Genomic DNA, 20,721 nt, shown 5'->3' with positions numbered 1-20,721 from the left:
AATTTTTGAACATATGTCATTAAATGATTAAATAAGGGTAGATTGCTATAAAATTATTTAATTCCATAATATTTCGTCATTTCTAAAAAGGATTTTTCAATTAAATGGCGAAGTTAATTACAGTTCCTTGTGATTGTTGTAACTATCTTTAATAAGGAGTAAGGATGAAAGAGGGGTTGTAATGAGTCAAAATAAAATAGGTTCTGTTTTGATTGTTGGCGCAGGAATTGCCGGGATTCAAGCTGCACTGGATTTAGCAGAGTCGGGATACTTAGTTCATTTGGTAGAAGAATCGTCAGCAATTGGCGGAACTATGCCAATGTTGGATAAGACCTTCCCAACCAATGATTGCTCGATGTGTATTTTGTCCCCAAAACTAGTTGAATGCGGACGCCATCTTAACGTGAGAACCTACACCAATTCACAAGTTGTTAAAACTGAAGGAGAAGCCGGAAATTTTAAAGTCACTATTAAGCAAAAGGCACGTTACATTGATCTGGAAAAATGTACGGGGTGTGGAGCCTGTGCTGAGGCTTGTCCGGTAAAAGTCGATGATGAATTTAATCAGGGCTTAGGAAAACGAAAAGCTGCGTTTAAACAGTATTCGCAAGCCTTCCCAAATGCCTATGGAATTGACGAAAAGAATTGCTTGTATCAAACTCGTGGTAAAGCCAAAGGGAAAGACATTTGCCTGAAATGTGTTAAAGCATGTCAAGCTGGCGCAATCGACCATCAGATGGAAGACAAAGAATTTGAAGTTGAAGTAGGGTCAATGATTCTTAATCCCGGCTTCAAAATATTTGACGCCTCCAGGCTCGATTACTACGGTTATGGAAAAATCAAAAGCGTTATAACAAGCCTTGAATTTGAGCGTCTTCTCAGCGCTTCTGGTCCCTTTGACGGACATTTAGTAAGACCTTTTGATCAAAAAGAGCCACAAAAGATCGCTTGGATCCAATGTGTCGGTTCCAGAAACGCCAAAATCAATAATAATTATTGTTCTGGTGTTTGCTGTATGTACGCTATCAAAGAAGCCGTTATTGCTAAAGAACATAGCCATATTCCAGTGGATACAACCATTTTCTATATGGATATGAGAACCCCTGGTAAGGATTTTGAAAAATATTATAACAACGCTAAGAATAATCAAGGGGTTAACTTCATTCGTTCTCGTGTATATGAAGTTACCGAAGCCAAAGATGATTCCGGAGATGCTTGCATAAGATACTCCACAGAAGATGGAAAAATTTGTGAAGACCAATTTGATTTAGTCGTTCTCTCTGTGGGTCTTGAGCCAGGCGACAGTTCCAAAGAATTAGCACAAATGTTAGATCTCAAAGTCAACAAATTTGGATTTGCTGAGCTTGAACCGCTTAGTGGGGTAAATACCTCCAAAGCAGGTGTTTTTGCTGCAGGAGCCTTCAGTGGCCCGAGAGATATTCCTGAAACTGTTATGCAAGCCAGTGCCGCTGCTGGTGCTGCCTCCGCTTTATTATCCGATGAGCGTGGAACCCTGGTTAGTGAAAAAGAATATCCACCTGAATTAGATGTTGTTGGAGATGTTATACGAACCGGTGTCTTTATTTGTCACTGTGGTGTCAATATCGGCGGGGTTGTAGATGTACCCAGTGTTGTAGAATATGCCAAAACTCTGCCTACTGTAGCCTATGCTACAGACAAAATCTATGCTTGTTCTCAAGATGCTCAGGCTTCGATCAAAGCATTGATTAGTGAACAGAAACTGAATAGAATTGTTGTTTCTTCCTGTAGTCCGCGAACTCATGAACCTTTATTCCAAGAGACTTTGAAGGAAGCAGGTTTGAATGCCCACCTGTTTGACATGGCTAACATCCGAGACCAATGTTCCTGGGTTCATATGCACGAGCCTGAAAAAGCGACCGAGAAAGCGAAAGATCTCACAAAGTTAGCAATCGTTCGTGCTTCCATGCAACAACCTGTCCAACCTATCTTCATGTCAATGAATCATACTGCATTGGTGATCGGCGGCGGAGTAGCTGGGATGACAAGTGCCGTATCTTTAGCTGATCAAGGCTATGAAGTTCATTTGGTCGAAAAAGATAATGCTTTAGGTGGAGTTGCTAGAAGATTCTCTACCGGTTTCAGAGGAGAAGACATGAAAGCCTTTGTTGCTGGGCTTATCGATCAAGTAAGCAACCATCCAAACATTAAACTTCACGTAGGTGTGGGAATAAAAGACGTTGGAGGTTTCTTGGGTAACTTTACCACCACTTTGGAAAATGGAGAACAACTGGCACATGGTGTAGCACTCCTGACCATTGGCGGGCAAGAATACAAGCCTAAGGAATACTTATATGGTCAAGATGACCGCGTCATGACCCAAATCGAAATGGATGAGGCAATCTATAACCATGACCCTAAAGTAGATAATGCTAAGAATTTTGTCTTTATTCAATGCGTGGGTTCTCGTTCTGATGAAAACCCATATTGTAGCCGTACTTGCTGTACTAAATCCGTTAAATTAGCTCTTAAGGTCAAAAAGAAAAATCCAGGAGCTAATGTATTCGTTCTATACAGAGATATGAGAACTTATGGCTACTACGAAGAGGACTATGAGGAAGCAAGACGAATTGGGATCATCTTTGTCCGCTATAGTGAGAATGCCAAACCTGTCCTAAGCAAGGAAGCAGACACCCTTGTGGTAACAGTCACAGATCATGTCTTAGATCGACCTATAGAGATTGAAGCAGATCTAGTTTGCTTAGCTGCTGCCATTAAAGCGCCTGCTGACGGCAAGAAACTTTCCAAATGGTTCAAAATCCCCTTAAATGCCGAAGGTTTCTTCTTAGAAGCACATATGAAATTACGTCCTGTCGATTTTAGTACAGATGGAGTCTTTATGGCAGGTATTGCTCACAGTCCTAAAAATATGGAAGAAGTTGTAGCTCAAGCTAAAGCAGCCGCTGGACGCGCAGGTGTAGCCTTATCACAAGATCAAGTAGAATCTGCCGGTCTAAACGCTTTTGTCAACAAACGCAAATGTACTGCCTGTGGAACTTGTGAAGCAGTTTGCTCAGCCAAAGCAGTCACCGTTGATATGGTTAACCGCGTAGCAGTTGTAAACGATGCTCTATGTAAAGGCTGTGGAGCATGCGCTTCGAGTTGTCGTTGCGGAGCTATAAGCCTCAGAGGGTGTACAAACGAGCAAATTGTGGAGATGTTAAACTCCCTATAAATTTTGGGCACCTAATAACTATTGGGAAAGGTAGATGATTATGGGAGAAATTCAGGTAGAAACTGAAAATAAAAAGTATGAACCAAAAATTGCGGCATTCTTGTGTAACTGGTGCAGTTATGCAGGAGCAGATCTAGCGGGTGTCGGTAGAATTCAATATCCTGCAACTATTAGAACAATCAGAGTCCCATGTTCCGGTCGAATTAATCCCCTATATGTCTTGAAAGCAATGGCTAATGGGGCAGACGGAGTCTTGGTTTCCGGCTGTCACCCAGGAGATTGCCATTATATTAGCGGCAATTATGTAGCAAGAAGAAAATTTGCGCTTATTAAATCCTTACTAAACCATGTTGGTTTAGAAGAAGATCGAATCAGTTTTTCATGGGTATCAGCAGCAGAAGGCGGCCGCTTTGCTGAAGTTGTTAAAGGGGTTACCGAGCGCGTCAGTGCTCTTGGTCCTAATAACGGAATCTTTAAAGTAGTCGACGGGGGTGCAGCGGATGAATAAAATCATTAACGATATCCGAGAAACGGCCCGTCAATTACTGGCTGAAGGCAAAGTAGACGTTGTCATCGGTTACGAAAAAGGGTCCTTACCACTAAAAGCGACTCCTTGCTTTGTTCATTCTTCAGAAGGGGTTGACTCCTTGATATGGGATGAAACTTGCGAGAATAATTTAGCGACTTATGTAGCTAAGACTCCCGGAAAAAAAGCCATTGTCGCCAAAGGGTGTGACAGTCGCGCTTTAGCAGTCTTGTTACAAGAAAATCAAATTGTCAGAGATGACTTATACATCATTGGAGTTTCCTGTCACGGTGTCATTGATCAAAGAAAAATCGGAGCTGAAGTGGGAGAAATTCTCGAAGCTAGTATCAGCGACGGTAAAATATCCGTAAAAGGAATGGAAGGGGATAAAGAGTATCTCTTTACGGAAGTAAAGGATGCTACCTGTCAAACCTGCCGTTACCCTAACCCTGTCATGGAGGACCTTCATATTGGCGATACGATTGAAGTATCTCAAGAAGCTGCTGCCTTTGCAGACGTAGAAGCCTTGGAAAGCAAATCTGACAGCGAGCGCCAAGAATATTTCAAAGAGCAAATGAGCAAGTGCATTCGCTGTTATGCCTGCCGTAATGCTTGTCCTTTATGCTATTGTCAGGAATGCTTTGTGGATTGCAATTCTCCAAGATGGCTCACTGGCGGAGTAAATCGTGCCGAAAATCTCCTTTTCCAAGCTGGCCGCGTTATGCACTTAGCTGGCCGATGTGTTGATTGCGGTGCATGCAGTCGTGCATGTCCACAAGGTGTTGACATCCGCGCCTTGAACCGTAAAATGACGAAAGATGTATACGTCATGTATAACCATGAATCCGGTATCAGTGAAGAGGGTAAACCTGCTCTTAATGAATACAGCGCAAATGATCCAGAACAGTTCTTGGTAAAGGAGTGAGGTGAAGATAATGAAGATAAGTAAAGAAAAATTTGGCCAGGCATTTGATGCTTTAGTCGCTGAGTACCAAATAATTGCTCCGGTTAGTGATGCTAACGGAATTGCTTTCAAAGGAGTCAAAAGCTTCTCAGAAGTTAAGCAAGATTATCTAAATTCTAAACTTCCTCCCAAAGCCTTCTTTTTTCCTCAACATGAAAAACTCATGTCTTATAAAAAAGAGGGTAAAGATGTAACCGTTAAGAGCGAGCTTAAGGTAGAAAATACAGTTCTTTTTGGAATTAGACCGTGCGATGCTAAAGGGATGCAACTCTTAGATATGGTCTTCAAAAATGATCAGTATACAGACCCATATTATTTTGAACGCCGAGATAAATCTGTCATAATCGGGGTAGCGTGTAACAAAATTGCTCCTACTTGCTTTTGCTCCTCATTTGGTCTTTCTCCGGCTGGCAGTGAAGGGTCCGATATCTTTTTAATTGATCTTGGAGATTCCTACGACGTTGAAGTGATCACAGAGAAAGGGAAAGCCGTAGCTGCTCGTTTCGAAGCGCTCTCTGAACTTTCTGCAGATGAACAAGCCTTAGTTGACAAAATTAAGGACGCAGAGACCTCGAGCAAGGTCGATGTATCAACCACCACCAGTAAGCTGGACAAGATGTTTAATAATCCTTACTGGGATACTCTCCAAGAAAAGTGCATTGGGTGTAATGTTTGTTCGTTCTCATGTCCTACCTGCCATTGCTTCGATATTTCCGAGGAAGTGCGCAAAAATGAAGGCACGAGAGTTCGAACTTGGGATGCTTGTATGGCCCCGCTCTTTACACTTCATGGATCTGGTCATAACCCGCGGGATAATAAAAAGACTCGTTGGCGTCAGCGGATGATGCACAAGTTTAACTATTTTGTCCACAACAATGGGTCTATGTCGTGCGTAGGCTGTGGTCGCTGCATAAAAGGTTGCCCAGTTAATATGGATATCCGACAAGTCATTGATGGGGCTAACAAAGCAGAATTGGTGGTGGAATGATGCAACTGAATCCATATATCCCAATAACCATGAAACTCGTTAAAAATTTAGTAGAAACCGAAGATAAGCTGATCAATACCTTTACACTGGAGTTTCTCAATAAACAAGATGAAGAAAACTTTAAATATATGCCGGGGCAGTTTGCAGAACTAAGTGCCTATGGTCATGGCGAAGCACCTTTTGGAATTGCAACCTCTCCGACTGAGCCTGGAATTCTAAAGTTTTCGGTTGCTAAAGTAGGATGCGTATCTAATGCCTTACACCTCATGGAAGAAGGAACTATGGTAGGGGTTAGAGGACCAATGGGCAATTATTATCCCATCGAAGAATTTAAAGGGAAAAATATTGTCATTATCGGTGGAGGTTTTGCCTTTACGACTCTGCGTTCACTTGCTAAATACATGCTTGATCCTAAACATCGCGGTGACTATGGTGATATTACGGTTATTTACGGTGCTAGAAACCCTGGCTTATTGCTTTACAAGGAAGAATTAGCCGAGTGGGAAAACAACCCAAACATTAATCTGGTAACCACCATTGACAGACCGGCAGAAGGCTGGAATAAACATGTTGGTTTTATTCCCAGCATAACTGAGCAAATTGCTCCTTCTTCAGTCAACACCTATGCCGTTGTTTGCGGACCACCGGCTATGATTAAATTCACATTGCCAGTCTTAGAAAAACTCAACTTCCCTCCTGAGCGAATATACACTTCATTAGAAATGCGCATGAAGTGCGGTTTAGGAATCTGTGGACGTTGTAATATTGGTACAGAATATGTATGCAAAGATGGCCCGGTTTTCTCTATGGCTCAATTAAAAGAATTACCTAATGAATATTAATCAAGTCGGAGGTGATAGTAAGAATGGCTGAACCCATTAGAGTTAAAGACTTAGACCCTACCCTGCGAGATGAAATGGCTGGATTATTAAAAGGCTATGATTTTTCCAATTGCCTTTCTTGTGGTATGTGTACTGCGGGATGTAAGTATAGTGATTTAATTGAGGATCAAGACCCTCGTAAATTCATTCGCAAAGTAGCCCTTGGCATGCGGGAAGAATTGGCTAACGATCCTTTCGTTTGGAATTGCAATATGTGTGAACGATGTACCGTAGAATGCCCGATGGGTGTGAATATTGCAGCTATAACAAGAGCTTTCCGAGGAAAAACTCCTGTGCCTCCCGGTCATTTACAAATCATTGCCGATGACCATATCCGTACGGGTAACCAAATGGCTGTAGAACAACTTGATTATGATGAAACTCTGGAATGGCTTGAGGAGGAACTTCAGAAAGAACTGAACGATCCAAATTATAAAATTCCTATCGACAAGCCGGATGCAGATTTTATGTTTGGCTTTAACGCCAGAGAGGTCAAGCATTATCCTCATGAACTGCAGACTATTTTACATGTCTTTTACGCTGCGAAAGCAAATTATACCCTGAGCAGTAAACGTTGGGACGCAACGAATATCTGTCTGTTCACAGGAAAGAATGATGAATTTCAAGAAATTTCTCGACCGCTCTTTGAAGAAGTAGAGCGCTTAAATGCTAAAGAACTAATCGTTACAGAATGTGGTCACGCTTTCCGCTCCAGTAAAATGTTTGAGCGTACTTTCTGGAAAGGGAAAAAATTCCCTGTCCGCCACATTGTCGAACTTTACGCCGATTGGATTAAAGAAGGCAGACTAAAACTGGATAAGAGCAAAAATCCTCTCCCAGTGACCCTTCACGATCCTTGTAATACGGTTCGTAAAGAAGGAGTCTATGAACCGCAACGCTATGTCATTAAACATGTCGTTGAGGATTATCGCGAAATGAATCCTGATGGCAAGTATAACATTTGTTGTGGAGCCGGCGGTGGCGCTTTAGCCGTAGCTGCGACCAAACAGCAGCGTATGATTAAAGCTAAACCTAAAGTTGATCAATTATTGGCTACTGGGGCACAAATTGGCTGTATTCCCTGTCATAACTGCATTGACCAGTTTAATGACATGAATAAGTTCTACAAGCTTAAAATGAAAATGCACCATCTCAGTACTCTCATTGAAAATGCATTAGTACCCGATGATGCGCCGGAGAGTCCTGCAGCAGAGTAGACCAGTCTGGTTGTCCTTGCTGAATGTCTTGAACCGTGGCATTAGCAAAAATACTATTTGCTTTATTTTAAAGTGAATCAGAAAGCCCCGTCGGCGGAAAAATAACCGCGCGTACGGGGCTTTTTTTGCTTCCCGTATAGTTCAGAATCTGATAGAATGTCTTATCAATTCATAATCCTTCACTTTGTTTTATTGAAGGATGCTGGGGGAGGAAAAATGGTTAAATGGATAACGGTTCTAGTAGTGGAGCCTGGAAAATCTCCAGATATTCGAGAAATGCCCAATAACCTTAAAGCGTTCGAACTGACAATCGGAGGTTATCTTGAGATTGCAGAGAGTGTGCGTCCTGGGTGCTCAATAATATACAATGGCAACAAACCTCTTCTCAAAAAGCCCCTCAGAAGATCAGATATTGAGGGAACTTTCATCATTGTCCGAGTAGATCCTCCGGAGCCTGTATCACTTAGTCAAGAAGATATCACCACACTATTGGAAGTCTATAATTAAATTCTAAACAAATTACACAGTGAGTTAATAAAGGTATAATATAGAGATAATTAATACATGCGCATTCAGCTTATTAGCATGTAATGAAAGAGAGCTAAAAGGATGGCTGTACAAATTTTGACAGATAGCACAAGCTACTTGCCAGAAGAAACTAGAAAAGAATTAAACATAAGAATGGTATCGTTAAATCTTTCATTTGGAAATGATAGTATGAGGGAAATTGACATAGATAACAAGACGTTTTACACAATGATGGATGCAAAAGGGATTCCAACCTCTTCACAACCTTCAGTTGGGGAAATGTATCAAGAAATGACAAGTGCGATTGAGATGGGGGATAGCCTTTGCTGCATCTTCTTGTCTTCAGATATGAGTGGTACTGTATCAACTGGTCAAATAGTAAAAGCCATGGTTTTAGAGAAATATGAAAATGCCCAAATAGAGATCGTTGATTCTAGATCAAACTGCATGCAACTTGGATTTGCCGTTGTTTTAGCAGCCAGAGCTGCTAAGGCGGGCAAAACCCTGGAGCAGGTTAAAGAAGCAGCTTTAGAAAATATCAAACGAAGCAGATTTTTGTTTATTCCGGAAAATTTGGAGTACTTGAAAAAAGGTGGCAGAATTGGTGGCGCTAGTGCGTTAATAGGAAACTTATTTAAAATCATTCCGATTTTAACTGTAGAAGATGGTAAAACAACGGTTTTAACGAAAGTTCGAACGAAGAATAACGCTGTTAAGGCTATGGTTGATAGAATGATGCTGGATGTAGGTATGTATGGTTTAGGAGAAATTGTTGTTTTGCATATTAACTGTTTCGATGAAGCGATAGAACTAGCTAAAATAATCAAGGAAAATTTGAAAGTTGATATAGATGTCATGGATATTGGACCGGTCATCGGGTTACATGTAGGTCCAGGTGCAATTGCAATTGCTTATTATACAGAAAATGCTATGAGAGAATGATATAATATAGGGTAAATGACACTCCAATCGAGTTTAACTAACTGCACAGAAAGAGGTAATAGGTAATCATGATGTACGAATACAATGGAATAATATTTAAAAACGCTAATCCCAAGCATGCTGACGGAACAAAAGCATGGAGCCAAATATGCAGAATCTGCGCAGGGAAATATAAGATTAAACGCAGCATGCTGGAAAATGTTTGAAGTGGAACATGTGGTGTGCAAGGTTGTACACGTCAAGCCGGTTTTTATATCAATTTTGAGGATGGAGAATTAGTTGAAGTGGTCGATTGATTTTAAAACTGTAAGCACTTATGATACAATGTAATAGGATGGTAAGAGGGTTAAGATAAAGGAGGTTTTCGCATTGCCAAAACTTAATAGAATTCTATGGTCCCTTGCGATTCTATTTGTTGTTATCACCACTGTGATTTTTTCCTTTGGGATTATTTTAGTTGGTGCAGCAACGCTGAGTCTTTACGGAATTTATCGACATTACTTTCCGAAAAAGAAATTTCCTAAACACCATAATTCAAGGTCACAAGTCTATACTTTTGGGGAAATCATCGATATAAAATCTGAAGTGATTCATGATACGATTGATGTGAAAAAATTAAGATAATTCATAGCCTATTCTTTACCTAGGGTATAGTTTTTCTAGGACTTGAAGATACAAAAGAAAATAGAAATGTTCAGACAGATAAGCCACCGCTTTTTGGGCGGTAACTTATCTGTCTTTTGTTTTTACCAGGATTATTGTTCTATCTGAGCTCACTTCTTGACCTGACTGGCCGCAACATTTATTTGTCTGTACAGGGTGCTATAGTTAAATCATTAAATAGTTTAATGAAAGAAGGGAATAACATGTCTGTCTCAAAAGCAAGTCTATTGGATTTTAATGAAAAAACCGAATCTAGAACAAAATCTAAATTGACATTAATAGCTAATACGTTTCTAATCTCTGTATCTGTCCTTTCAGCTCTAGATCTACTGGTTGCATATTACAGTGGTGATTCAATAGCCAATTACACAATATCTGTTCTAGTCGATCTAATCTTAACAGTAATAGGCATAATTTTCTGTTCTGATCTTATTGCAAATAAACATGAAGATTCAATAATTTGCTTTCTCGCCTATATGATCTTCCTATGGTTATGTACTACAGTACTCAAATTAGTTTTCTTATTATGAAGAATGAACAAGTTTCCAGTAAGCTCGACCATGGAATATAATACCATATACCTTCGGAAGGAGGGTTATACATGGTATATGAAAACAAACGAGTGGAGGAAATGAACTATTTTGAACTGATTGCTTGGCTTGGAATAGGAAGTTCCCATCCCGGAGGCTTTCCTGCTACCAAACTTAATTTAGATGCAATACAAGTCACACCTGAGGAATATGTGCTAGACGCAGGATGCGGAAGTGGTCTAACAGCTTGTCATTTAGCCAAAACAGTGGGATGCAAAATTGCAGGCGTAGATATTAGTCCTCAAATGATTGAAAAAGCAAGACTAAGGGCTGAAAAAGAAGGAGTATCTCATTTGGTTGAATTTAGTGTTTCAGATGTTTATGATCTGCCGTTTAACGATAACCACTTTGACTTAATAATTGCTGAATCTATTACCGTTTTTTTAGATAAAGTCAAAGTTTATCTGGAATTTTATCGAGTATTAAAGCCTGAGGGGAGAGTAGCTGACCTAGAAATGGCATTGTTAAAAGAAATGCCTGCTAATCTTAGACATCAGATGGAACAGTGCTTCGGTTCTGGCACTAATCCATTGTCCTTCGAAGAGTGGCATAATGCTTTAGAGCAAGCTGGATTTCAGGATGTTGAAATTAAAAATCCTCAAGTATTAAAAGATAATGGCAATGTTGTTATGAATGAACTCAAAAAGGATTGGCTACTGATAAAAGACCTTACCACTAAAATCAAAAGACAGCCTAATTTATTGCCCAGATTGCAAAAGAATGCCGGCTTCATGAAGAAGAACCGTAGCTACTTTGGATTTGGCCTTATTTATGGTCGCAAACCCACTCCCAAGAAATTGGGATTCAAGGATTGGGTTAGGCAAGTTTTATTTCGAAGAAAAGCATAGTAATGCTCGTATGCAACGTATGTATTTTATGATTTTGCTAATCCTATGAGTGGACCTATAGGAGGATGCAAATTAATTATGTATAACAAAGCCAAAGCAAACAGCACTGAACAAGTGACAATCAATATTTATTTTAATCGTTGTTTTTCCTCAACTCACAAAGTTATTAAATACTTTTTAAGCAATAATAATTCCAATAAGTTTAAGATCTTCATTTCTCATGTTTGTGCAAACAACTATCTAGAAGAAGTTGCAGATTATTTCGAAGTGGAACCATCTCTTCATGGAAACGACTATGCTAACTATTGTTTAGATTTTTGTCTTAAAAACAATATTAACTTGTTTGTACCAAGATATAATGTAAACACTTTAATCAACTTTAAGGAACAGTTTGAACAACTTGGAGTTAAGGTAATGTTTATCGGGAACAGTGCAACTTACCAACTTCTTGACGATAAGTTAAAAACGTACGAGGCTTTAAAAGATACTGATATTGTCGCTATCCCAAAAACATTTTGTATCAGAAACTATGTGGACTTTGAAAAAGCACATGATGATATAACAAAAAACAGAAGCAGTTCTTGTTTGAAGCCTATCTCTGGAATTGGCGGAGATGGCTTCAAACAAATCTTAGAGGATATGAAAGAAGTAGATGAGCTTTATAAAACAACAGGTCCGACAATCGCCATGGATAGGATAGTACGGGTATTACAGAACTCCAAAAATGTAAACCCCTTCATAGTAATGGAATACTTGGAAGGGGATGAGTTTAGCATTGATTGTTTAGGGAATAAGGGCGAACTTATCGTAGCTATTCCTAGGAGAAAGCTAGACCTGTATCGTCAGAACATTGAATATCGAGAAGATTTGATTGCTCTAGCTCAAAAACTAACTAAGGAATTTTCCTTGAGTTATCTGTACAATATTCAAGTTAAGTATCACAGAGGCAAGGCCTATCTTATAGAAATAAACACCCGTATGTCAGCAGGGATTCATAAATCCTGTTTTACAGGGGTGAATTTCTTAGATCTTGCTATTAAGCTGCTTATGGGAGAGACCGTAACAACTCCGGACAGTATTCATTGGGGCTTTCAAATACGAACTACTGAGAACTATGAAATTGTGCCAACCTTGGCGATACCCTAAGCTTCCAACGTCCTGTTTGAGTCATGTCCATCGCCTGGAAGGCTCGGAGATGTTTCTAAATATCTCTTACTTCTTTATACTTGCTCCTTCTATTTCCAACCATTTAAAAAATAACAACTTTCTCAGTTTAATTTTAATATCCGAATAGCCATCTCTTACTTTAAGTTTTGTTGAATAGTAGATTTTGATTCCATCTTGGTCGAGAACATTATATTCGAGTTGTCTATTTGAATGTGGTTCTCTGATAGAGATTTTTGGAACGTAACGACCTGTTACGTTTGGACTGGGACATCATCCGCCTGAAGACGGATTTGGCTTCAAGTCAATAACTATAGAATTCGACTTGGAATTGATATATTGCAAGGCCTCTTTGTCAACTAAAAACATAGTGGATTCCTCCTGTAATCAGCATTATTATAACGTATTATACTTCCTTTAAGTGGTTGAGACAAATTTAGCTTCTCACCTATGGTACCTGCAAAGTGAACTCGTTCAGCAAAAGCAAGTAGAATAAGGAACACCCACTTGAAGAAGTGGGTGTCTTGGAATTGATAAACTTCAGAGTACCAATAAGTTATGAGAAATAGTTCATAAACTGATATATGCTAGCTGATTAAACCTAGTTCTCTTTTTGTTCGTTCTGCCAGCTTTTTAAGCATTTTTTCTCTATCACTATTGTATAACGGTCCATAAAAAACTATTCCGTACTTCTCTAACATTTTAGATTCGATCTCTTTTCTGGTGCGTCCGACTTCAGGGATATAGAGAGATTTCCTTTTGGCCTTGTGGAATTTCGCATGATGAGCGCTATCAATGAACACTGCAAGGTTTGCAGTTCTGTCGTCATCATTGACTTCGTTAAGATGGTGCAGAATTTCAGTATCTTTCAATTTTCTTTCTAAATACCTCTCAATAATTGACCTTGAGAGCTCAGTTTTCATAGAAATGTTATCGCTCATTAGTTGACTCCTTTCAAAGTGACACCCAAATAAAAAACAAGCAACAACCATTGGGATGGATTCTGCTCCTAGTCCCGCCAGTCAGGTTGCTTTGAATTCAAATAATTTATGAATTGATTAATTCGCTTTTTTATTATACTATATAATGTTGAAAAAAACAACAGCATTTATTTGCTCCACCAAAAATCTTGCAATAACTCCAATATTATAATTCTCACTAATCAATTACATAATTATGTTTCACCATATCGCAGACGTATACCAATCAGTGGACACGAGGGAGTAAAGATTGAGTTAATTTTTATATGATGTTTGCAAGCATGTTTTTGAGGATGTATGGTTAAAGTAAGATAAGGTTCAGTAATCAAGGGAGGGTAAATCAATGGATGAATTGGCTAAAATACAGGATGCTCAAGCAAAAGCTGAAAAAAACAAGAAACATCAAGATAATGAAAATCCAGCTAAGAAGTTACCCAGTAAGCAGCATAGTACTAACAAATAGTTCTATAAACCATGGTCTTTCAAGATCATGGTTTATTAACAAGCTTGACATTGTGACTATGTACTCATATAATCACAAAATGACACGTGGTTATACTTTGCTAAGTGGAGCGATTAAATGCCAAATCAAACCTTTTTCAGACAGATTCCTTAGATTTCTATTTAGTACACGTTATTAATCAACAACTATGGCCTACGTTAAAAGAGGCTAGAATAGGTTGATTTTTAGATCAACAATTTACAGGCTCCAAGTTTGGTTTCTAGGTGACAAGGTAATGAATGAACATAGCACTGATGTTCTAATAATAGAAGGTCGGTGCTATAATTATGTTACTCAAAAAACCAAAGTTTCATTTCAGTTTTTCTAACTGTATGGTATATAATTAATCCTAGTTTTATAATAGATAGCCGAAATGGAGCGTAAATATTAATGAATGTAGCATTTTTTCTTATACCTAAAAAGAACATCGTTTTTTTAAAAGAAAATGCAACGATGCGTCAAGCCTTGGAACGAATGGAGTATCATAGCTATTCGGCGGTCCCTCTCATTAATGACGAGGGAAAATATGCAGGAACGATAACAGAAGGAGATTTACTCTGGAAGTTAAAAAATACGCCTGGTTTATCCTTTGAAAACACGGAGGATATTTTTCTAAGCGAAGTAAAACAACATGTTCAGAATTTGCCAGTAACGATCGAAGCCCATATAGAGGATTTAATTTCCAGAGCGGTAGTGCAGAATTTTGTGCCTGTCGTGGATGATCAGCAAATCTTTATCGGAATTGTACGTCGTCGGGAAATAATTGAATACTGTTCTAAAATCTTGATCCAAAGAAAAGCAGACACCGTGAATACTATGGAAAGACCTAAACCTAGTTCGTTTACTGAACTTCGAGATTAAAAATCAGCAACAAGGTTGCTGAAAGAAAGAATTGGCTATCACATACTAAGATTAGAAGCTATCTGAAATTTTGAGGGGATTAATATGATTTTAGGAAAAAGTATTGAGCGTTGGCAACAAGAATATCCATTGCTTACTGAAATAATCAATACTAACGAAGTATTCTGGATAAATCCACAATATCAAGCATATAATGACGCCATTTTAAAGATTTCCCTCACTGAAGCAGACGTAAAAGCTGCTGACGAACGACTGAAAAAATTTGCTCCATATATCGCCAAAGTCTTTCCAGAGACAAAAGAACAAGGTGGTATTATAGAGTCACCTATTATCAGAATTCCTCGTATGAAAAAACAAATGGAGGAAATATTTAACCTGAAAATAATTTGTGAAAACTTGTTGCTCAAATGTGACAGCCATCTCCCTATTTCTGGGTCAATCAAAGCAAGAGGCGGAATTTATGAGGTACTTAAGCATGCAGAAGATTTAGCGTTTGAATTTGGAATGCTTTCTAGGGAAGACGATTATTCGGTTTTAGACAATGATATATTCAGAAATTTCTTTTCCCACTATTCTATTGTCGTTGGCTCTACAGGAAATTTGGGATTAAGTATCGGCATAATGAGTGCTAAATTAGGATTTAATGTAACTGTTCATATGTCTGCCGATGCAAAGCAATGGAAGAAGGACCTTCTCAGAAGCAAAAGGGTTACCGTAATTGAATATCAATCGGATTACAGCAAAGCTGTTGAAGAGGGTAGAAGACAGGCGGATAACGATCCAAAGAGCTATTTTGTTGATGATGAGAATTCAATCAATCTATTCCTAGGGTATGCTGTTGCAGCACTAAGGCTAAAAGAACAACTTAAAGATCTAAAGGTTGTTGTGGATAAAGACCATCCATTATTTGTATACTTTCCTTGTGGTGTTGGAGGGGGACCCGGTGGAGTAGCATTTGGATTAAAGCTAATTTTTAAGGATTATGTGCATTGCTTCTTTGCGGAGCCTACTCATTCACCTTGCATGTTAATAGGATGTATGACAGGTGAACATGATAAAGTATGTGTTCAGGACTTTGGAATTGATAACATCACGGATGCAGACGGATTAGCTGTAGGCAGAGCTTCAAGCTTTATCGGAAAAACAATGATAAATCTGTTAAGCGGCATTTACACTTTAAACGATAATATGTTGTATAGAATGTTGAGTGTTATGGCTGATACAGAAGAAATATTCGTTGAACCCTCAGCGTTGGCAGGTGCTCCCGGTATGTTCAATTTATTCATGACGAATGCAGGAAACAAATATGTAATAGATCAAGGTTTAACAGACAAAATCCAGAATGCATCTCATATTATCTGGGCAACCGGCGGCAACATGGTGCCGCAATCAGAAATGAGTAATTATTACCAAAAAGGTGTCGACTTATTTCACCATCTAAGCTCAATCTGTAAAAACACCTAATATTGACTCTGTAGCGGGAGTGATTAAAATGTGAACTCGCCTGAGTTGAATACCGATTTTATAAGTGGCAAATTATATAGTAAGTGTAAAAACAGGATACTAAACTGGAGGATAAAATGATTAACTTTAAAGAAATAGAAATAAGTGACAAGAAGTGGATAGACCAACTTCTTGTCACTGCTGATATGCGTGGTTGTCATCAAAATTTTACAAACATATTTGCATGGTCCAAAATCTATAAGTATCGGGTTGCACAAGTAAATGACTTTCTTGTGGTTAAAGGAGTTATGGATGATTCCCCCTATTATTTTTTCCCTGCTGGTACGGGCGATATCAAAACTGTCTTTGAAGTATTGAAACAAGACGCAGTTTACAATGGGCAAGAATTTGTAGTAGCAGGAATATCCCCCGAAAATATCGCAGTAATGAAAGAAGTTTTTCCTGATAACTTCGAGTATAAAGTAATACGAGATAACTTTGATTATGTTTATCTTCTGGACAAGCTAGTCACGTTAAAGGGGAATAAACTTCACTCTAAGCGCAATTATATCAATCGATTTATTAAGGTGAATTCTGATTGGAGTTTTGAACCGATATCATTAGCAAATCTGGCCGAATGCTGGGAAATGAACCTGCAATGGTGTAAGCTCAATTCTCATAATGAGAATCGGCACGAGATCGCCAATGAAACCTGCGCAGTACGGCGTTGCTTTGACAATTTTACCGAACTTGGCTTAGAAGGTGGGCTTATTCGTGCAGAGGGTAAAGTAATTGCTTTCACAATGGGAGAAAAACTAAATTCGGACACTTATGTCATCCATATTGAAAAAGCCTTTGGCGAGATAGCGGGTGCCTATCAAATGATCAACCGTGAGTTTGCTGCGGTTATCCAAAAGAACTATCCCCAACTCCTTTATGTCAACCGTGAGGAGGATATGGGCTTTGAGGGATTAAGAAAAGCTAAGTTATCTTACCATCCAGATAAAATGGAGGAGAAATACTGGGCTACTTACTTTGAACTTAAAGAATTAGCCGTTTAAGGCAGATGGAGATAAAATTTGATGTGCGAAATCAGACTGGCCCGAAAAGGTGAGACGGATCAGCAAAAAGAAATATGGAAACTTTGCTTTGGAGATCCTGACAGTTATATCGATTTCTATTTTGCCAATCGATATAAAGAGGATGAAACGGTTGTATTGCTTCATGATGGAGAGATTGCGGCTATGCTTACGATGATACCTGTCAGAACGGTGTTTCCGGATGACCGAAGCCTTAATACAGCCATGTTCTACGCTATCGCAACACACCCTAAATTCCAGAACAGAGGTTTTGCTACTCAATTAATGGACTATAGCAACAACCAGTACCTCAGGGCTAGAAAAGAGGAACTTTCCGTTCTTGTTCCAGCTCACACTCAGCTTTTTGAGTATTATCGAAAACAAGGCTACCAGGACGGATTATATATTAGGGAGATTCTATTTAGTCGAGAAGGAGCAGATAGCTTGCCTGTCTCTAAGCCGTTCAGTTGTACGATTTTACCAATAACCTCTGAGGATTATAATCGCAGAAGGAATAGCCAACTTAACGGCCGTCTTTATATTTCGTATCCTGATGAGAACATTTCCTACCAGAAAAAACTGTCCCAGCTCTCTGGAGCAGATATCTACGCTATAAATATTGATGATATACAGGGGTGTTTAGCAGTTGAAAGAATTACTTCTGACAAGGTGCTGATCAAAGAAATCTTACTTCCTGATGATCTCCTTAACACAGCTGTCAAACAAATCGTGCAACAACTTACTGCAAAAGAATATGTGCTGCGCACCTCACCCCACATAGGTCAGCAATTAGGAGGCTCCATTCGTCCTTTCGGAATGATCAGGGTACAAAGTGCCATAGATACGTTAATAATGCCAGAAGATTTAGGGTATCTGGGGGTTGCCTTCGATTAGAGATGGAAAAATCACAAACACAAATCCCTCTTTATTGATAAATTCAATAAGAGGGATATTGATCTATTATTAGTTCATGATTATGTTTGTAATATCCTTCACAGGTTTTCCATGCTGATCACAGATTTTTACTCTAACCTTGTCATTTTCTAAGGTGAAGTAGAGAATGTATGGGTTTTTGATATCACTTTTAGCCAAAGGATCAGTAGGATCAAGAATGCTTTTTCTATCAATACTAACTGGTCCAAAGAGGTTCTCATTTTCAAGAATAACTTTGGGTTCTTGCTGATAATTACATATTGTGAGCTTGCCTTTATGGCTTTCATCATAGCTGGTATAGACAACAGAATAGTCGTCATTAAAGGTAGTCGAATCCAAGGCCGGTGCTGAACCTAGAGGGTCAGTGTTAAATGGAATAGTATCCAAGACAAGTATTTTATCGTAATTAGCTTTATATCTTCGAGCCATAAAGATATTTAAAGATTGCTCAACAGAGGAACCAGAGGATTCTTTAATTAAATTCATGCCAATTAAACCAAAACTGTCCTCGATGCTTTGAGCGTTAATGACGTTTTTTATAATGGGTTTATTAAAGTCAGCCACGGGAGTGCCATCAAAATCCATGGCATAGAGGTCAATCCCATTAGCAGTGAGAGAGGTATAGGTCAGTTTACGGTCTAAACTATTAGCATTGACTATTTGATAGGGCTTTCGTAAGTAGGTCATATCCTTAACAACTTCGTTATCATTCATGAAAAAAGGGAAAGATGGTTGGCCAAAATGCTTTACAAATAATAAATGATCATTTGGTTTAGAGTAATAGAGATCACCTTTTAAATCCATGCTGCTAGCTTTCTCAAAGCCTTCTATAGGCATGAATTCTTGTTCGGCGAATAAAATGTGGTTGTCATTCCGATTGAGAGTAATTTTAACAACTCCTTCATTGAAAGCTGTTATTATACCATTGTTTTGAGAGAGGCGATTATCAAATAAAATAATGTTGTCAAGGAATTGGTGAGATGGAAATTCCGCTAAGAGTTTAGTCTCACCATTAGCTATATCTAAATACGATAAAGAAGAGTAGACAATATTATTCTTAGGATTTGTGGCTAAGACTAAGACAGCATTTTCACTTGATACAAAGTTATCTAACCAAACAATGTTTTTAATTTGGCCGAACTTTGTAGATTCAATGTCCAGAAAAGGCTCCCTGAACTCAGGTTTTGGAAGTGTTTTGTATTCTGATATTTGAGTAATAACAGTAGCTATCATCACCACAAGTGTAAATAAGAGCATAGTGTATTTTTTCATAGACTAACCCAATACTCCCTCCATAATATGGTATAATTAATTATTATACCACACTTTAATGGACTAAAAGGAGTAAAAAATGTCTATAACTGATATGTTGAATAAACAGTTTCAATCAATTCATAAGGTTATTTGGATCATTTTGCTGCCTCTAATAATCGACATTGGAGAACTTAATCTTTTTGAAAGGATTTTTAAGACTGAGTACCAGCCTTTATCAAAATTAGTATTTAAGTTAGGGTTTATTTCATCTCCACCTAGTATAAGATACACTCTGGAGGATTTTCCTTCGATCTTCTTTCAGTATAATTCAAGCGGTTTTCGAGGTCTTATAAATCAAATAAACCTGACTAATATTTTGCTCCTTATGTCGTTTGTTCTTATCACAAGTTTTTTACATAGTGGTTATTTATCCGTGATAAGTCAGGCTGGACACAAAAGAGTAACATTTAAGGATTTTCTTCGAGATGGTAATCAATTATGGTTTAAGTTTTTTGTCCTAACCCTCTTAGGGATTATCCCTTCACTTTCGGTATTTATATCGGTAAATTTATTTTATTTAAATTTCATATTTATCATCCTTGTTTATGTCCAATACTCAATAGTAGTTGATAAAGTAAGCCTCAAGGATAATTTTAAGCTGGGAATTAGTTTTCTGTTTGAAAACTTAGGATTAACAATCAAAATGGCCTTTGTTTTTGGCTTTTTGTTTTCCCTTATAGGTATAGCGATTATTATTTTGGCCGGAATGGGTCAGAATGGCATTGTCGTTGGAGTAATTATTACTGCCTATTTTGGAGCAGTTATTAATAAAGCAGTATTAGAGATCTATAGAGAGGTATCCCAAAAAACAAGTGAGGAAATAAACTTTTCGAAGTATGCATAGCCTTTCGCAGGGTAAATCAAATCTAATTATCTCATAGATAAGGCCAAGATATGAGTGGATGTGCTATGTGCGATAAGTTGAAACCTTCTACACATGATGTGGAAGGTTTTATTATTTTCTGATAAGCGTCTGCACCTTTCTCTGTTCTTAGAATAAATACTCAATATAAGAAAACGGGGAGTAGTAGCTCCCCGTTTTCAACGATGCTCTCAATCCTCGAAATGGAGAATAACAGAAGTA

General features: G+C 38.4%; 20 protein-coding genes. 17 read left to right on the top strand and 3 right to left on the bottom strand.

Translation table 11 applies throughout. From position 1 onward, the window contains the following. The first annotated feature begins 181 nt into the window (after positions 1–181). From M8E35_RS16910 to M8E35_RS16860, 11 genes are all read left to right on the top strand, one after another. Positions 182–3,214: an FAD-dependent oxidoreductase gene (locus M8E35_RS16910; RefSeq protein ID WP_252470450.1), complete on the top strand. Its 3,033-nt coding sequence runs from the start codon at positions 182–184 to the stop codon at positions 3,212–3,214. A gap of 40 nt (positions 3,215–3,254) precedes the next feature. Continuing rightward, positions 3,255–3,722: a hydrogenase iron-sulfur subunit gene (locus M8E35_RS16905; protein ID WP_073030208.1), complete on the top strand. Its 468-nt coding sequence runs from the start codon at positions 3,255–3,257 to the stop codon at positions 3,720–3,722. Continuing rightward, positions 3,715–4,665, top strand: coding sequence for a 4Fe-4S dicluster domain-containing protein (locus M8E35_RS16900; RefSeq protein WP_252470448.1), 951 nt, complete (start codon positions 3,715–3,717; stop codon positions 4,663–4,665). Before M8E35_RS16905 ends, M8E35_RS16900 begins: the two co-directional genes overlap by 8 nt. A gap of 10 nt (positions 4,666–4,675) precedes the next feature. After that, entirely contained in the window at positions 4,676–5,692 is a 1,017-nt protein-coding gene (locus M8E35_RS16895; protein ID WP_252470446.1) for a 4Fe-4S dicluster domain-containing protein, read from the top strand. Continuing rightward, positions 5,692–6,534 (top strand): FAD/NAD(P)-binding protein, encoded by an 843-nt coding sequence (locus M8E35_RS16890; RefSeq protein WP_252470444.1) that lies wholly within the window; start codon positions 5,692–5,694, stop codon positions 6,532–6,534. The genes M8E35_RS16895 and M8E35_RS16890 overlap by 1 nt, the downstream gene beginning before the upstream one ends. Positions 6,535–6,557: 23 nt before the next feature. Beyond that, complete coding sequence (locus M8E35_RS16885) at positions 6,558–7,790, top strand: (Fe-S)-binding protein (RefSeq protein ID WP_252470442.1); 1,233 nt, start codon at positions 6,558–6,560, stop codon at positions 7,788–7,790. A gap of 216 nt (positions 7,791–8,006) precedes the next feature. After that, on the top strand, positions 8,007–8,297 hold the full coding sequence (locus M8E35_RS16880; RefSeq protein ID WP_252470440.1) for a DUF3846 domain-containing protein: 291 nt from the start codon (positions 8,007–8,009) through the stop codon (positions 8,295–8,297). A gap of 102 nt (positions 8,298–8,399) precedes the next feature. Then, on the top strand, positions 8,400–9,260 hold the full coding sequence (locus M8E35_RS16875) for a DegV family protein (RefSeq protein WP_252470438.1): 861 nt from the start codon (positions 8,400–8,402) through the stop codon (positions 9,258–9,260). Positions 9,261–9,629: 369 nt separating this feature from the next. After that, complete coding sequence (locus M8E35_RS16870; RefSeq protein WP_252470436.1) at positions 9,630–9,884, top strand: hypothetical protein; 255 nt, start codon at positions 9,630–9,632, stop codon at positions 9,882–9,884. 640 nt (positions 9,885–10,524) lie between these two features. Then, the gene (locus tag M8E35_RS16865; RefSeq protein ID WP_252470434.1) at positions 10,525–11,361 is read left to right on the top strand and encodes a class I SAM-dependent methyltransferase; all 837 of its coding nucleotides are present in this window, start codon (positions 10,525–10,527) and stop codon (positions 11,359–11,361) included. Positions 11,362–11,439: 78 nt separating this feature from the next. Then, positions 11,440–12,507 carry an ATP-grasp domain-containing protein gene (locus M8E35_RS16860; RefSeq protein ID WP_252470432.1) on the top strand — a complete coding sequence of 356 codons (1,068 nt, stop codon included), beginning with the start codon at positions 11,440–11,442 and terminating at the stop codon, positions 12,505–12,507. Positions 12,508–12,573: 66 nt separating this feature from the next. Here the strand turns inward: M8E35_RS16860 and M8E35_RS27235 are convergent, their stop codons facing one another. Both M8E35_RS27235 and M8E35_RS16855 read right to left on the bottom strand, forming a co-directional pair. Beyond that, complete coding sequence (locus tag M8E35_RS27235) at positions 12,574–12,759, bottom strand: CC/Se motif containing family (RefSeq protein WP_495537917.1); 186 nt, start codon at positions 12,757–12,759, stop codon at positions 12,574–12,576. A 353-nt stretch (positions 12,760–13,112) separates the two neighbouring features. Continuing rightward, positions 13,113–13,466, bottom strand: a complete 354-nt coding sequence (locus tag M8E35_RS16855; RefSeq protein WP_073030220.1) for a hypothetical protein — start codon at positions 13,464–13,466, stop codon at positions 13,113–13,115. 382 nt (positions 13,467–13,848) lie between these two features. On the opposite strand from M8E35_RS16855, the gene M8E35_RS16850 reads away from it, so the two are divergent. The 5 genes from M8E35_RS16850 (at position 13,849) to M8E35_RS16830 (ending at position 18,284) form a co-directional block, all read left to right on the top strand. Beyond that, positions 13,849–13,968: a DUF4023 family protein gene (locus M8E35_RS16850; protein ID WP_073030221.1), complete on the top strand. Its 120-nt coding sequence runs from the start codon at positions 13,849–13,851 to the stop codon at positions 13,966–13,968. A 429-nt stretch (positions 13,969–14,397) separates the two neighbouring features. Beyond that, a complete protein-coding gene (locus M8E35_RS16845) occupies positions 14,398–14,868 on the top strand; it encodes a CBS domain-containing protein (RefSeq protein WP_252470430.1) in 471 nt (156 codons plus the stop codon). Between the two features lie 84 nt (positions 14,869–14,952). Beyond that, the gene (gene dsdA / locus M8E35_RS16840; RefSeq protein WP_252470428.1) at positions 14,953–16,332 is read left to right on the top strand and encodes a D-serine ammonia-lyase; all 1,380 of its coding nucleotides are present in this window, start codon (positions 14,953–14,955) and stop codon (positions 16,330–16,332) included. Positions 16,333–16,448: 116 nt separating this feature from the next. Next, positions 16,449–17,372 carry a DUF2156 domain-containing protein gene (locus M8E35_RS16835; protein WP_252470426.1) on the top strand — a complete coding sequence of 308 codons (924 nt, stop codon included), beginning with the start codon at positions 16,449–16,451 and terminating at the stop codon, positions 17,370–17,372. A gap of 21 nt (positions 17,373–17,393) precedes the next feature. Next, entirely contained in the window at positions 17,394–18,284 is an 891-nt protein-coding gene (locus M8E35_RS16830; protein ID WP_252470424.1) for a GNAT family N-acetyltransferase, read from the top strand. A gap of 69 nt (positions 18,285–18,353) precedes the next feature. Here the strand turns inward: M8E35_RS16830 and M8E35_RS16825 are convergent, their stop codons facing one another. Further along, complete coding sequence (locus M8E35_RS16825; RefSeq protein ID WP_252470422.1) at positions 18,354–19,595, bottom strand: hypothetical protein; 1,242 nt, start codon at positions 19,593–19,595, stop codon at positions 18,354–18,356. A gap of 79 nt (positions 19,596–19,674) precedes the next feature. Between M8E35_RS16825 and M8E35_RS16820 the strand changes: the two genes are divergently transcribed. After that, positions 19,675–20,481 carry a hypothetical protein gene (locus tag M8E35_RS16820; RefSeq protein WP_252470420.1) on the top strand — a complete coding sequence of 269 codons (807 nt, stop codon included), beginning with the start codon at positions 19,675–19,677 and terminating at the stop codon, positions 20,479–20,481. The last annotated feature ends 240 nt before the right edge of the window (positions 20,482–20,721 follow it).

This window comes from Desulfosporosinus nitroreducens, assembly GCF_023897015.1.
GTDB classification, from domain to species: domain Bacteria; phylum Bacillota; class Desulfitobacteriia; order Desulfitobacteriales; family Desulfitobacteriaceae; genus Desulfosporosinus; species Desulfosporosinus nitroreducens.
This window is presented reverse-complemented; position numbering and strand designations above follow the sequence as displayed.

Bases quoted from the DNA above. Each gene is read 5' to 3' on its own strand.
- M8E35_RS16910 (WP_252470450.1), top strand. From the start codon at position 182: ATGAGTCAAAATAAAATAGGTTCTGTTTTGATTGTTGGCGCAGGAATT.
- M8E35_RS16905 (WP_073030208.1), top strand. From the start codon at position 3,255: ATGGGAGAAATTCAGGTAGAAACTGAAAATAAAAAGTATGAACCAAAA.
- M8E35_RS16900 (WP_252470448.1), top strand. From the start codon at position 3,715: ATGAATAAAATCATTAACGATATCCGAGAAACGGCCCGTCAATTACTG.
- M8E35_RS16895 (WP_252470446.1), top strand. From the start codon at position 4,676: ATGAAGATAAGTAAAGAAAAATTTGGCCAGGCATTTGATGCTTTAGTC.
- M8E35_RS16890 (WP_252470444.1), top strand. From the start codon at position 5,692: ATGCAACTGAATCCATATATCCCAATAACCATGAAACTCGTTAAAAAT.
- M8E35_RS16885 (WP_252470442.1), top strand. From the start codon at position 6,558: ATGGCTGAACCCATTAGAGTTAAAGACTTAGACCCTACCCTGCGAGAT.
- M8E35_RS16880 (WP_252470440.1), top strand. From the start codon at position 8,007: ATGGTTAAATGGATAACGGTTCTAGTAGTGGAGCCTGGAAAATCTCCA.
- M8E35_RS16875 (WP_252470438.1), top strand. From the start codon at position 8,400: ATGGCTGTACAAATTTTGACAGATAGCACAAGCTACTTGCCAGAAGAA.
- M8E35_RS16865 (WP_252470434.1), top strand. From the start codon at position 10,525: ATGGTATATGAAAACAAACGAGTGGAGGAAATGAACTATTTTGAACTG.
- M8E35_RS16860 (WP_252470432.1), top strand. From the start codon at position 11,440: ATGTATAACAAAGCCAAAGCAAACAGCACTGAACAAGTGACAATCAAT.
- M8E35_RS16855 (WP_073030220.1), bottom strand. From the start codon at position 13,466: ATGAGCGATAACATTTCTATGAAAACTGAGCTCTCAAGGTCAATTATT.
- M8E35_RS16850 (WP_073030221.1), top strand. From the start codon at position 13,849: ATGGATGAATTGGCTAAAATACAGGATGCTCAAGCAAAAGCTGAAAAA.
- M8E35_RS16845 (WP_252470430.1), top strand. From the start codon at position 14,398: ATGAATGTAGCATTTTTTCTTATACCTAAAAAGAACATCGTTTTTTTA.
- dsdA (WP_252470428.1), top strand. From the start codon at position 14,953: ATGATTTTAGGAAAAAGTATTGAGCGTTGGCAACAAGAATATCCATTG.
- M8E35_RS16835 (WP_252470426.1), top strand. From the start codon at position 16,449: ATGATTAACTTTAAAGAAATAGAAATAAGTGACAAGAAGTGGATAGAC.
- M8E35_RS16830 (WP_252470424.1), top strand. From the start codon at position 17,394: ATGTGCGAAATCAGACTGGCCCGAAAAGGTGAGACGGATCAGCAAAAA.
- M8E35_RS16825 (WP_252470422.1), bottom strand. From the start codon at position 19,595: ATGAAAAAATACACTATGCTCTTATTTACACTTGTGGTGATGATAGCT.
- M8E35_RS16820 (WP_252470420.1), top strand. From the start codon at position 19,675: ATGTCTATAACTGATATGTTGAATAAACAGTTTCAATCAATTCATAAG.